This window comes from Actinomadura roseirufa (assembly GCF_900659635.1).
Taxonomy (GTDB): domain Bacteria; phylum Actinomycetota; class Actinomycetes; order Streptosporangiales; family Streptosporangiaceae; genus Spirillospora; species Spirillospora roseirufa.
This window is the reverse complement of record NZ_CAACVB010000093.1, coordinates 16,941-28,788: the sequence shown is the minus strand read 5'-3', so window position 1 is coordinate 28,788 and position 11,848 is coordinate 16,941. Positions and strand designations below refer to the sequence as shown.

General features: G+C 73.5%; 9 protein-coding genes and 3 tRNA genes. 4 read left to right on the top strand and 8 right to left on the bottom strand.

Going from position 1 to position 11,848, the window contains the following annotated elements; all coding sequences use genetic code 11:
* Positions 1-87: 87 nt before the first annotated feature.
* The gene (locus E1291_RS20475) at positions 88-738 is read left to right on the top strand and encodes a hypothetical protein (RefSeq protein ID WP_131739445.1); all 651 of its coding nucleotides are present in this window, start codon (positions 88-90) and stop codon (positions 736-738) included.
* Here the strand turns inward: E1291_RS20475 and E1291_RS20470 are convergent.
* The gene (locus tag E1291_RS20470; protein ID WP_131739444.1) at positions 735-1,184 is read right to left on the bottom strand and encodes a helix-turn-helix domain-containing protein; all 450 of its coding nucleotides are present in this window, start codon (positions 1,182-1,184) and stop codon (positions 735-737) included. The two genes, E1291_RS20475 and E1291_RS20470, sit on opposite strands and share 4 nt — an antisense overlap.
* A gap of 200 nt (positions 1,185-1,384) precedes the next feature.
* Here E1291_RS20470 and E1291_RS20465 point away from each other — a divergent pair, with 200 nt between their 5' ends.
* Positions 1,385-1,972 carry an ArsR/SmtB family transcription factor gene (locus E1291_RS20465; protein ID WP_131739443.1) on the top strand — a complete coding sequence of 196 codons (588 nt, stop codon included), beginning with the start codon at positions 1,385-1,387 and terminating at the stop codon, positions 1,970-1,972.
* Between the two features lie 115 nt (positions 1,973-2,087).
* Positions 2,088-4,151 carry an MMPL family transporter gene (locus E1291_RS20460; protein WP_165495213.1) on the top strand — a complete coding sequence of 688 codons (2,064 nt, stop codon included), beginning with the start codon at positions 2,088-2,090 and terminating at the stop codon, positions 4,149-4,151.
* A 271-nt stretch (positions 4,152-4,422) separates the two neighbouring features.
* Here E1291_RS20460 and E1291_RS42125 read toward each other — a convergent pair whose 3' ends face one another.
* Positions 4,423-5,358 (bottom strand): hypothetical protein, encoded by a 936-nt coding sequence (locus E1291_RS42125; RefSeq protein ID WP_165495212.1) that lies wholly within the window; start codon positions 5,356-5,358, stop codon positions 4,423-4,425.
* A gap of 41 nt (positions 5,359-5,399) precedes the next feature.
* On the opposite strand from E1291_RS42125, the gene E1291_RS20450 reads away from it, so the two are divergent.
* Positions 5,400-7,871 (top strand): peptidase M16 family protein, encoded by a 2,472-nt coding sequence (locus tag E1291_RS20450; RefSeq protein WP_131739440.1) that lies wholly within the window; start codon positions 5,400-5,402, stop codon positions 7,869-7,871.
* A 98-nt stretch (positions 7,872-7,969) separates the two neighbouring features.
* Here the strand turns inward: E1291_RS20450 and E1291_RS20445 are convergent.
* The 6 genes from E1291_RS20445 to E1291_RS20420 all read right to left on the bottom strand — a co-directional run bounded on the left by E1291_RS20445 (position 7,970) and on the right by E1291_RS20420 (position 11,787).
* Positions 7,970-8,045, bottom strand: a tRNA-Glu gene (locus E1291_RS20445).
* A gap of 603 nt (positions 8,046-8,648) precedes the next feature.
* A tRNA-Glu gene (locus E1291_RS20440) sits at positions 8,649-8,721 on the bottom strand.
* A 23-nt stretch (positions 8,722-8,744) separates the two neighbouring features.
* A tRNA-Gln gene (locus tag E1291_RS20435) sits at positions 8,745-8,816 on the bottom strand.
* A gap of 144 nt (positions 8,817-8,960) precedes the next feature.
* Complete coding sequence (locus tag E1291_RS20430; RefSeq protein ID WP_131739439.1) at positions 8,961-9,596, bottom strand: DUF2461 domain-containing protein; 636 nt, start codon at positions 9,594-9,596, stop codon at positions 8,961-8,963.
* 60 nt (positions 9,597-9,656) lie between these two features.
* On the bottom strand, positions 9,657-10,421 hold the full coding sequence (locus E1291_RS20425; protein WP_131739438.1) for a fumarylacetoacetate hydrolase family protein: 765 nt from the start codon (positions 10,419-10,421) through the stop codon (positions 9,657-9,659).
* Positions 10,422-10,443: 22 nt separating this feature from the next.
* Entirely contained in the window at positions 10,444-11,787 is a 1,344-nt protein-coding gene (locus tag E1291_RS20420; protein WP_131739437.1) for a cellulose binding domain-containing protein, read from the bottom strand.
* Between the last annotated feature and the right edge of the window lie 61 nt (positions 11,788-11,848).

Genomic DNA, 11,848 nt, shown 5'->3' with positions numbered 1-11,848 from the left:
GGCATGAGGAAATGCTGAATGAAATAGAAAAGCCACAGCACCGCCATTCCGATCAGGGCGTGCACGAGGCGCGCGGGACCGTCGCCGGTGAACGGCACGCCCGGCGGCGAGGGCGAGCTGACCGGCGCCGCGTCCGGCGCCAGGGGCTACGTCGTCGTGGGCTTCGCCGGGTCGTCCGCCCTCGCCTGGCGCTCGGACGACCTCACCCGCTGGACCGCCGGTTCCGGCGACCTCAAGGACGCCGAGATGCACGACGTCACCGCCGTCGACGGCGGCTACGTCGCGGTCGGCCAGGGCAAGAACGGGACACCGGCCGCGTGGACGTCGCCCGACGGGGAGAAATGGACGGCCGTGTCCCTTCCGCCGGGCACCGCGGCGCCCACCCGGGTCGTGGCGCGCGGCGCCGTCGTCGTCGCGGCCGGCGCGGGGGCCGCGGTCGCGGTGTCGTCCGACGCCGGGAGGACGTGGCGCTCGCAGCCCGTCCAGGCGGCGGAGATCACCGCGGCGCTCGCGACACCGCGCGGGTTCGTGCTGGCCGGGACACCGTCCGGGACGTCCGACACGGGCCTGTGGACCTCACCGGACGGGGTGGCCTGGCGGCCCGTCCGCCCGCACGGCCGCGGCCTGGACGGTGCCGGCGCGCAGCGGCTCACCGGCCTCGCCCCGCTCGGCGGCGGCGTCCTGACCACGGGCACCGACGACGCCGTCCCCACCCTCTGGCGGACCTCCCCGCCCTAGGGCGCGCCGCGCCGGTGCCGGTCGGCCGCGGCGGCGCCGAGGATCATCTCGTCCACGACCCAGCGCGCCTCCGGCGACAGGTCGACCAGGGCGCGCAGCACCTCGGGACGGACGGTGCCGTGCTCGACCTCGCGGCGCAGCGCCTTCAGCGTGAGGTCGTCGTCGATGGGACCCGCCTCGACGGGGAACCCGAAGTAGCCGATCGGGACGCCGAAGAACGTGGCGAGCGCGGTGAGCGTCTTCAGCTGCGGGTTGTCCTGGCGGCCGGTGCGCAGCTTCCACACGGTGGTGGAGGAGATGTCCTCGCCGGTGTCGCGGGCGATGGCCGCGGCCGTCTCCACGTTGTTGCGCGGCGCCTCGGCGTCCGCGGGCCACAGGTTGCGGATCAGCCACTCGACCTTCTCCGCCAGCGTCGCCGCCGGTGAGATCTCCTGCACGGTGCCCACCTGGTCCCCTCACGTCGTCCTGTCCAATGACTTTAAGTGATGGACCACGGATCCGTCAGCCATGGACACGGGGTGTCGTCCACGGGGGTGAGCCGCGCGCTCCCTCTCAGGTCCCGGTCCCGGACTCGCGCTCCATCGCTCCGGTGAACCTTGCCAAGGGCCGTTGCAAAGGTCCTTGGTAAGTCCGTAGCGTCCAGAACATGACGGAGCAGCCGCCCCCCGAGGAGATCACCGACCCGCGCCGGGTGCGGCTGCTCGCGCACCCGCTCCGGCAGCGGATCGCCGAGGTCATGCGGCGCGGGCCCGTCTCGTCCACGACCCTCGCCCGCGCCCTCGGCGAGAGCACCGGCGCGACGAGCTACCACCTGCGCCAGCTCGCCCGGCACGGGTTCGTCGAGGAGGTCCCCGAGCTCGGCCGCGGCCGCGAGCGCTGGTGGCGCGTCGTCCCGGGCGACCGGCGGATCCCCCCGTACAGCAGGCAGAGCCCGCAGATGCGGGAGGCGGTCGAGGAGCTGACCCGGATGGAGTTCGCGGGCCAGCTGGAGATGCTCGACCGGTTCCTCCGGGTCCGGGACGGCCTCGGGCCGTGGCAGGACGCCCTGCTGTTCTCCTCTTCGAGCGTCACGCTGACGCCGGAGGAGGCACGAGAGTTCTTCGAGGAGTACATCGCGCTCCTCTACCGCTACAAACGCGGCGAGGACGACCCGCCGGACGGCGCGCGCACCCTGCTCGTCCGGTACCTGGCGTTCCCCGAGATCCCCGAGGAGGACGACCCGGCCGGACGTTGAAGGCCCGGGTCGCCGAGTTGCCGCTCGGCGACCCGGGCGGGCGGAAGCCCCGCATCACCACGCCACAGGCGTGTTTCTCCGAGATACGAAACCCCCACGGAAAGGAGAGCATCTCGTGCTGCTCTCACGCAAACTCGCGGCGCTGCCCGCGGGCCGCATCACCAAATGGGCGGTGCTGCCGGCCTGGATCGCGATCGTCGCGCTGGCCGTGCCGAACGCGAGCCGCCTCTCCGACGTCGTCGAGGGCAGGTCCACCGCCGAACTGCCCCGCGGCGCCCAGTCCACGAAGGTGCGGGAGCTGACGCCCCGGTTCCCCGGCGGCGACCTGGCCCCCGGCATCATCGCCTACGTCCGCGACGGCGGCGTCACCGCCGCCGACCGGGCCCGCGCCGAGGCCGACCGGCGGGCCCTCGCGCCCCTCGCCGCCGCCCCGGTCGCGCCGCCCGCCGTCTCCCGCGACGGCCGGGCCCTGATGCTGAACATCCCGCTCGCCGCGGGCGAGGGCCTCTCCGACCGGGCGGAGAAGATCCGTGACCGCATCGAGCGCGACCCGCCGCCCGGCCTGGAGATCCGCCTCACCGGCCAGGCCGGCTCCGCGCTCGACGTGGGCGACGCCTTCGAGAAGGTCGACAAGCCCCTCCTGATCGTCACGATGCTGCTGGTCACCCTCGTCCTGCTGATCACCTACCGCAGCCCGATCCTGTGGCTGATCCCGGTGCTGAACGCGGGGATCTCGCTCCAGGTCACCAGCGCCGTCGTCTACCTGCTGGCCGAGCACGCCGGGCTCTACGTCGCCGACGGCATGGCGAACATCCTGAACGCGCTGGTCTTCGGCGTCACCACCGACTACGCGCTGCTCCTGCTCGCCCGCTACCGCGAGGAGCTCCGCCGTCACCCCGACCGGCACGAGGCCATGCGGACCGCCCTGCGCCGCGCCGCCGCGCCCATCATCGCGTCCGCCGCGACCGTCTCCCTCGGCCTGCTGTGCCTGCTCACCGCGACGATGGGGTTCAACTACGCGCTCGGCCCGATCGGCGCGATCGGCGTCGCCGGCGGCCTCGTCGTCGTCATGACGCTGCTGCCCGCGATGCTGGTCGCCCTCGGCCGCTGGGTCTTCTGGCCGCGCGTCCCCCGCTACGGCGACGCCCCGCCCGCCCGCGGCGGCGTCTGGGACCGCGTCGGCCGCGGCGTCGCCGCCCGCCCCCGCCTCGTGTGGATCGGCGGCGTCGCCGTCCTCGGCGCGCTCGCCTGCGGCGCCCTCGGCATCCACACCGGCCTCGACCGCGAGCACTTCCTCACCACCACGCCGGGCTCCACGGTCGGCGAGCACCTGCTGAACGCCCACTTCCCCCGGGGCGAGAGCCGTCCCCTCCAGGTCATCACCACCTCCGCCGAGACCGCCGGCGCCGTCGCGAAGGTCCCCGGCGTCGCCCGCGTGGAGAAGGCGCAGAAGTCCCTGGACGGACGGCTCACGCGCCTGGACGTCGTCCTCACCGACCCGCCGGACAGCGCCGCCGCGAAGGACACCGTCCGCGCCCTCCGCAAGGCCGTGCCGGACGCCACCGTCGGCGCCGGGGCCGCCGGCGAACTCGATCTCGCCGACGCCCAGGCCCACGACCGCCGTGTCGTGATCCCGCTCGTCCTCGGCGTCGTCCTGATCATTCTGATCGTCCTGCTCCGGGCCCTCGTCGCCCCGCTGCTGGTCATCGGCACCGTGGTCGCGTCCTACTTCGCCGCGCTCGGCGCCGGCTGGCTCCTGTTCCACCATGTCCTCGGCTTCCCGGCCCTGGACGTCCAGGTCGCCCTGATGGCGTTCCTCTTCATGGTCGCCCTCGGCGTCGACTACAACCTGTTCCTGCTCTCCCGCGTCCGCGAGGAGGCCGCCCTCTCGGGCCACCGGGCCGGGGTGCTGCGCGGCCTCGGCGTCACCGGCGGCGTCATCTCCAGCGCGGGCCTCGTCCTGGCCGCCACGTTCGGCGTCCTCGGCGTCATGCCGCTGACGATGATGGTCCAGATCGGTGTGCTGGTCGCCCTCGGCGTCCTGCTCGACACCTTCCTCGTCCGCTCCATCATCGTCCCGGCCCTGGCGCTGGACACCGGCCCCCGTTTCTGGTGGCCCGCGGCTCCCGCCGCCGAGGAGACCCCCGCTCCTCACCCGAGAGAACCCGCGGCGCATTGAGCGAAGGAAGAAGCCCCGGCCGGGCGGCCGGGGCTTCTTCCTTCGCCCCTCACAAGCCGAGAGCGGTAATGAAGATGTCGCCCAACGTCACCATTCTGGAATGCCGGGAACGGCGAGCATGACCGCGACTCGGATGGATTCATGGCCGCAATGCGCGAGGATCTCGGCCTCCGGTCCCCTGTCCCTTCCCCGGCGAGGGACAGAGGGCTTCATCGTCGCGCCCACGCCCTCGGCCATTCTCCGGATGCGGATTTCGGCCGCCCCTGCCGCCTCACCCCGGGCCGGAGGCGACGGGTTCGGCGGGGCGGACGTGGACGGGTTCGGGGGCGCGGGCGTCCCGGCCGATCTTGGCGCGGGCGTGCCGGCCGAGGTCGCGCGTCTCGGCGTGCTTGATCTCGTGCGGGGTCAGGTGGACGGTCACGTCGGGGAAGATCACCAGACGGCCGCCGCCGGCGGTCTCCGCGACGCGGAAGGCGGCCGGATCGCGCAGAGCCGCCAATACCGCCGCTGCCTCGTCCGCCGCCGCCCGCGGGTCGCGCTCCCCGGCCGCAACGAACGCGCCGTTGCGGAAGTACACCGTGGTGCGGTCGCGGTCCGCGGCCTCCAGGGCGGCGGGCGCCACCCGCACCACCGGGTCCATCGGACGGCGCGCGGGGACGCGTCCCGGACGCCCGCCCCGCCGCCGGGCCCGCACGACCAGGTAGATGGACAGGATGAGCACCGGACCCCAGGCCAGCATGAGCGCGACCAGGACTCGCTCGCCGGGCGCGTCCACGTGGACGCGCAGCGCCTGGCTCGACGTGTCGCAGCCCAGGGCCGCGCGGCCGCCGGCGGGAGCGCGGAACGCGCCCAGCCACCGGTATCCGCCGACCGTCGCCGGATCCCCATGATGACGTGTTCGATCTAGTTTCACTGCATATGAGGCGGTTTGAAAGTTAAGAGTGCATTTGTCGGGTAGTTCAGCCCCCTCCCGGACGTGGACGCGGTACCGCAGCCCCTCGTCCACCCACAGCACCGGACGGACGTCACCGGCGGCGTCGCCGGAGCCGACGGGGTCGAGCGTCCGGGCGGTGGTCACGGGCCGGTGCGTCGCGTAGAACAGCACGATGAGCGCGACCAGGATCGCCACGGGCCAGATCGGCGCGAGAAACCCGCGCCAGGTCGGCCCGAAGGGAACCCGATATCGATAAGAGATTTCCTTCACCACTCGCGAATTGTAGGATTTCGCGGTCTACAGGGGGAGGTCGAATGGAAATCGTGCGTACCGAGGTCGATGAGGTTCCCGTCTTCTGGACCGAGGGGAGGCCCGGCGACGACGGCTATCAGGCCGTCCTGATGTTCCGCGTGGGGCAGGCCGACGAAACGCTGGCGCGGAGCGGCCTCACCCATTTGGTGGAGCATTTGGCGCTGCACGCCGTCGGCGAGAGCGACTACCACTACAACGGCGCCGTCGACTCGGTCACCACGACGTTCGTCACGCACGGCGAACCAGGCAAGGTCAGCACGTTCCTGACCGCGGTCTGTGACGCTCTGCACGCGCTTCCCATGGACCGGCTCGAAGCCGAGAAGCAGATTCTGCGCACCGAGGCCGAAGGACGGGACAACGGCCTGGTCGGCCAGTTGCTGCTCTGGCGTTACGGAGCCGCCACCTACGGCCTTCCCGCTTATGACGAACACGGCCTCGCGTCCTGCGCCGCCGATGACGTCCAGGCGTGGGCGGCGCGGTGGTTCACCCGGCGGAACGCGGCGCTGGCGCTCATCGGCGGCCCGCCGCCGGAGGGGCTCCGGCTGCCCCTGCCGGACGGCGAGCGCCGTCCCGTCCCGAAGCCCACCAGCGCACTGCCCCGCACCCCGGCCTACTTCACCAGCAACGTCAAGGGCGTCGCGCTCACCGGCATCGTGCCGCGCAACGCCGCCGCCTCGCTCCACTCCGACTTCCTGCGCCGCCGCTTGCACCGCGTCCTGCGGCGGGACGGCGCCCTCAGCTACACCACCGACGTCGACTACGCGCACCGCGACGGCGCCACGGCGCAGGTCCTGGCGTTCGCCGACGGGCTGGCGGACGTGCGCCCCGCGCTGACCGAGCGGTTCCTCGGCGAGTTCGACCGCATCGCGGACGAGCCGGTGGACGCCGCCGAATGGGACGAGGTCGTGACGGCCCGCCGGACCCGCCTCACCTCGGACGAGGCCCGCGCGCCCCGCGCCGTCGCGCACTGCCTTGCCGAGTTGCTGGGCTCCCCGCTCCACACCACCGCCGACCTGCTGACCGCCCTGGACGAGCTGAAGCCGCCGGACGTCCAGGACATCGGCCGCGCCGTCCGCGACAGCGCGCTGCTGATGCTGCCGCGCGGGCAGGAGCCGCCGGGGGCGCGCTTCCATCCCGCTCCGGCCGCCTCGATGATCGCGGTGGACGGCCGCGTCCACACCCGGCCGGACGAGGCGCGGCTCGGCCTGATCACGGGCCCGGCCGGGGTGACGGCGCTGACCGGGTCCGCGATGGCCACCGTCCCCTTCGACGCGTGCGCCGCCGTCCTCGCGTGGCCGGACGGCGCCCGCCTGCTGATCGGGCTGGACGGGATGACCGTCGGGGTGGAGCCGAACGTGTGGCCGGGTGGCGACGGCATCGTCGCCGAACTCGACCGGAACGCGCCCGCCGGGCTGGTCGTGCCCATGCCCGCCCGTTCCGACGAGCAGATCCCGCCCCGTGCCGTGGGCGAGGCCCGTCCGCCGGCGGATCCGCCGGACGGCGGCGGCGGCCTCCTCGGCGCGGTGTTCGGGCTGCCCGGCCGGCTGCGGAGCCGCCGCTACGGCCCGGTCTGGCAGGACGGCGCGCTGGCGGCGGCGCTGCCCGAGGTGCGGGCCGGGGACTTCGCCGCCGGTCTCCGGCTGCTGGCCGGCACCCGCGAGGACGCCGAGACGCGCGCCCTGTACACGGAGATCCTCACCGAGGCGGCGGCCGGGCGGAGCGATGCGCTGACGCGGATGGCGGCCGACGCCCCCGGCGACCCGGACCTTCTGCTGTGGCTGGGCTCGACCCGCATCGAGGAGGCGTGGCGCGCGCGCAGCGCCTACCGCGCCGAGTACGTCAGCAACGAGCAGTTCGGACGGTTCTGGCAGTTGCTCGCGCTCGCCGGCCGGCCCCTCACCCGGGCCGCCGAGTTGCTCCCGGCCGATCCCGTCCCCTGGGACCGCCTCCAGTGGCACGGCATCGGGATGCAGGTCGGAAGGGATGAGCTCGACCGGATCTGGCGGGAGTTGTGCGACCGGCACCCGTCGTTGTACGCGGCCCACATCAGCAGGTCTCAGGCGTTGAGCAAGAAGTGGTGGGGGTCGGACGCCGAGGTGCTGGACTTCGCGGAGGCGGCCGTCGCCGCCGCGGAGCCGGGCGACCCGGTCACGGCGGTGCTGGCCGTGGCGCATCTGGAGGTCGGCGCCGAGCTCGGCACGATGGACGATCTGAACGCCTATCTGGCCGGGCCGAGGGTCCACGCCGCGCTGGCGGAGGCCGCCGACCGGTGGCTGGCCGCGCCGCGTCCGCATCCGCGGGCTCTGGAGGCGCATCACTTCTTCGGCGCCGTCTTCTACCGCGCCGGTGACCACGACCGGGCCCGCCGCCATCTCGGTGAGGCGGGCCGCACCACGGCCCCGTCCCGAGCGTGGGCGTACGCGCCCGACGCCGACCGCCTGCTGGCCCGGGCACGCCGCGACCTGCGCCTCTGATCCGCCCCGGCCTGGCGGCGCCCGCCGCCAGGCCACGCTCTCGCGATCGCGTCCGGAAAAGCGAAAAACCGCAGCGCGTGGGCTGCGGTTCTGCCGGCTGGTACCCCCGAGCGGATTCGAACCGCCGTTACCGCCTTGAGAGGGCGGCGTCCTAGGCCACTAGACGACGGGGGCCGGACTTCGACCTTTGCGATCTCTCGCTCGGCCTCGCCCAGAATACCGGACTCCGCCCCCCACTTCGAACCGGTTTCCCGGGGAGGAGAAGGAGCCTAGGCACGAGGAAAACCCTGGCCCGCGAAGGGACCAGGGTTCCGTTATGCGCCTTACGCCCCGAGCCACCGCGCAGAGGAACCCCGAGCGCCGGGCTCCAGCGCCACTCCCCCACGAGTCTCGCCGAACCACAGCGAGGCGAACATGCCTCACCGAGCAGCCGTAGCCGCCCGAGTACTCCAGCGATCGACCCCGGGGCAGTCGGCGGCGCCGCAGCAATGGCGAGCGTCGCTAACCCAGACGCCGTAACCCACCAGAAATTTCAGAGATCGTCCCGCGAGAAGCGGCAGGGACGAAGCGAAGGAGGACTCAGTTCACCGAAAGCCGTGACCACCCGGGCATTTCAGGAATCGGCCTCCGCGAGGACCGGCGGATGCCAAAGCGAAGGCGAGCGCAGCTCGCCGAGCGGCGGCAGCCGCTCCGGGGGTTCCAGGGGGTCGCCCCCCTGGGAGAAACTGCGAACCCCGGCGAAGGTGAGCGAAGCTCACCGAGCAGGCCGGGCCAACGTACCCCCGAGCGGATTCGAACCGCCGTTACCGCCTTGAGAGGGCGGCGTCCTAGGCCACTAGACGACGGGGGCGTGTCCACGTGATGTGGACTCTGCTGGGGTACCAGGACTCGAACCTAGACTAACTGAACCAGAATCAGTCGTGCTGCCGATTACACCATACCCCAGTGCGGTACGGGCTTCCGGGCCGTCTCCGGCTGGTCGCTCGCGCCTCGAAGAGAATACAGGACCCGGGGACCGCGACCAAAACGATTGGCGGTGCCGGAGGGCGGGGTATTCGCCGGGGCGGGGTTCGGCGGGGTTCGGCGGGGTCAGCGGGTGAGGCCGGGCGGGCCGATGTGCTGGTCGCCCCACTCCACGAGGGGGCGGAGCCGCCGCCATGAGTCGCGGACGCGGGTGACGACCTCGCGTGTGCCCATCCACGGGTCGGCGGGCCAGCCCTCGTGGGCGTAGAGGGAGCGGTGGCGCAGCAGGTCGAGGCGCGGGTGGTCGGGCGGGGTGCCGCGGGGGCGCGTCTTGAGCCGGTCGCCGGCGATCTCCAGTCCGGCGGCGCGGAGGTCGTCCACGATGGCCTCCAGCTCCTTGCCGAAGGCGTCGGAGCCGACGGCGGCGCGGTAGTCGCGGAGCTGTTCCGGGGTGGGCGCGTACATGCCTCCGGCGACCATGAGGCCGTCGGCGTCGATCTGGATGTAGAAGCCGTGACGGGTGTGGCCGCCCTGGTGGGTCTTGTAGGGCGTCTTGTCCTTGCTGAAGCGGACGTCTCGGTACGGGCGGAAAAGCTTGGCGGGGCCGAACTCCTCTTCGAGCTCGGCGCAGAGCTCGGTCAGGGGTTCGCGGACGTGCCGCTCGTAGGTCTCCTTGTGCGCCGTCCAGTACGTCTTGCTGTTGTCGGCCTGGAGTCCCTCGTAGAACGTGAAGGCCTCGTCGGCGAAGCCGCTGAACGGCATGGTGTCCCCCTTCGTACGGCGTCCCTTTCCAGCTTAGGGACGCCGTACGACGGTCCGGGGTCAGTCGCGGGCGATCACGCGGTTGGTGAGGGAGCCGACGCCCTCGACGGTCACGGTGACCTCGTCGCCGATCTCCAGCGGGCCGACGCCGTCGGGGGTGCCGGTGAGGATGACATCGCCGGGCAGCAGCGTCATGACCTGGCTGACGTACTCGACCAGCGCCGGGATGTCGTGCGTCAGCTGGGACGTGCGGGCGTCCTGCCTGACCTCGCCGTTGACGGTGGTGGAGATCGCCAGGTCGGCGGGGTCGGCCTCGGTCTCGATCCAGGGGCCGAGCGGGCAGAAGGTGTCGAAGCCCTTCGCCCGCGTCCACTGCCCGTCCTTCTTCTGCAGGTCGCGGGCGGTGACGTCGTTGGCGCAGGTGTAGCCGAGGATGACCTCGGCGGCGCGGGAGGCGGGGACCTCGCGGCACATGCGGCCGATGACCACGGCCAGTTCGCCTTCGAAGTCGACGCGCTCGGACAGCTTGCGCGGGTAGGCGACCGCCTCGCCGGGGCCGATCACCGCGGTGGACGGCTTGGCGAACAGCACCGGCTCGGCGGGCGGCTCGCCGCCCATCTCGCGGGCGTGGGCGGCGTAGTTCTTGCCGATCGCGATGACCTTGCTCGGCAGGATCGGCGCCAGGAGCCGTACGTCGGCGAGCGGGAGGCGCTGCCCGGTGAAGGCCAGTTCGCCGAACGGATGGGCCGCGATGGCGGCGACGGTGTTCTCCTCCACCACCCCGAAGGACATGCCCTCGTCGGTGGAGAACCTCGCGATACGCATGACGGGCAGCCTAGTACGCCGGTCACAGGCCGCAGTCGGCGCCGTTGACGTGGCAGTCGCGGGGGGTGGCGGCCTTCCCGGCGGCGCCGAACCGGACCTCCCATGTCCCGCCCGGCGGGATCGCCGCGGCGCCGTCGAGGTTCTGGACCTCGGCGCGGGCGCCGCCGCGGACGAGCCGGGCGCCCCAGACGTTCCGGACGTCCGCGCCGGGGGCCTCGAAGGTCAGCCGCCACGTGTTCATGGGGCGCCCGGTGCGGTTGGTGACCACGAGCCTGCCCTCGTAGTAGCCGTCGTCCTGCTGGACGAGCTGGTAGGTGACCCCGTCGCCCCGCACGACCGGCCCGATCGGCGCCGCGGACGGGTCGCCGGTCGGCCCGCTGGACGGGACCGTCGGTTCCGTGGTCGGCGTCGCCGCCGGATCGCCGGTCGGTCCTCCCGTGGGCGCGCCCGGGGCCGTGGGCTCGCCCGTCGGCGCCTCGGTGGACGCGCCCGGCGCCGTGCCCGTGGGGGTGGCCGCCGGTGCCGCCTGCGCCTCGTCTCCGTCGTCGGAGCCTCCGCCCGTGAAGAGCAGGGCGGCGGCGACGGCGACGATTAGCAGCAGGAGCGCGGCGCCCACCGCGATGACGGCCACCCGGCGCTTGCGCGCGGTCCCGCCGCCGGGTGGCGGGACCGCCGGTGCCGTCATCGCGCCCGTTCCGTCTGGGGCGGCGGGCATCCCGTGCGCGGCGGACGGCGTGGACGTTCCGGGCGCACCGGATGCTCCGCGGTCCGGCGCCCGCTGTTCCGGGGCGGGCCTCGCCGAGGCGACCGGCTTGTCCGGGGCGGGGGCCTGGGGCGGCACGGGCGGAGGCGGCGCGGTCGGCGGCGCCGGTTCGGCGGTGGGCCGGGAGGCGGGCGGCACGGCGCCCAGAGCGGCCGGGGCGTGCGGCGCCCTCGCCCTGGGGGGCGTGTCGGAGGGGGGCTCGTCCGCGCCGAACTGGGCCGTCCATGGGCCCTCTTCGGCGGCGGGCGCCGGTCGCGGAGCGGGGATCGGGGCCGGCGCGGGCGCGGGAAGGGGCTCCGGGGAGGGCGGCGGATCCGGGACGGGGTCCGCGGCGGTCACCTGCGGGCCCTTCGCCGCGGCGTCCTCGGACGTCGCGTTCGGGTCCCCTGGGTCGTCAGCGGGTGGGTCGTCAGCGGGTGGGTCGTCGGCCGGAAGGTCGTCGGCCGCGGGGGCGTCGATCGCGGTCGCCCCCGGGTCGAACCCGTCCGGGTCGGTCGCGTCCGGGTTGGTCGCGCCGGGGTCCGCGCCGGGCCGGGCGGGGGCGCGGAACTCAGCGGTCGTCGTGTGGTCCGGGGGGACGTACCCGGTCTCCTCGCCGCTCAACTCGTCATCCTCCAGCCATCGGCGATCTCATGGAGTCCGACGGTGCGGAAGGCGGTTAGGT

Coding starts and splice junctions, on each gene's coding strand:
- E1291_RS20465 (WP_131739443.1), top strand. CDS start 1,385: ATGACGGAGCAGCCGCCCCCCGAGGAGATCACCGACCCGCGCCGGGTG.
- E1291_RS20450 (WP_131739440.1), top strand. CDS start 5,400: ATGGAAATCGTGCGTACCGAGGTCGATGAGGTTCCCGTCTTCTGGACC.
- E1291_RS20430 (WP_131739439.1), bottom strand. CDS start 9,596: ATGCCGTTCAGCGGCTTCGCCGACGAGGCCTTCACGTTCTACGAGGGA.
- E1291_RS20425 (WP_131739438.1), bottom strand. CDS start 10,421: ATGCGTATCGCGAGGTTCTCCACCGACGAGGGCATGTCCTTCGGGGTG.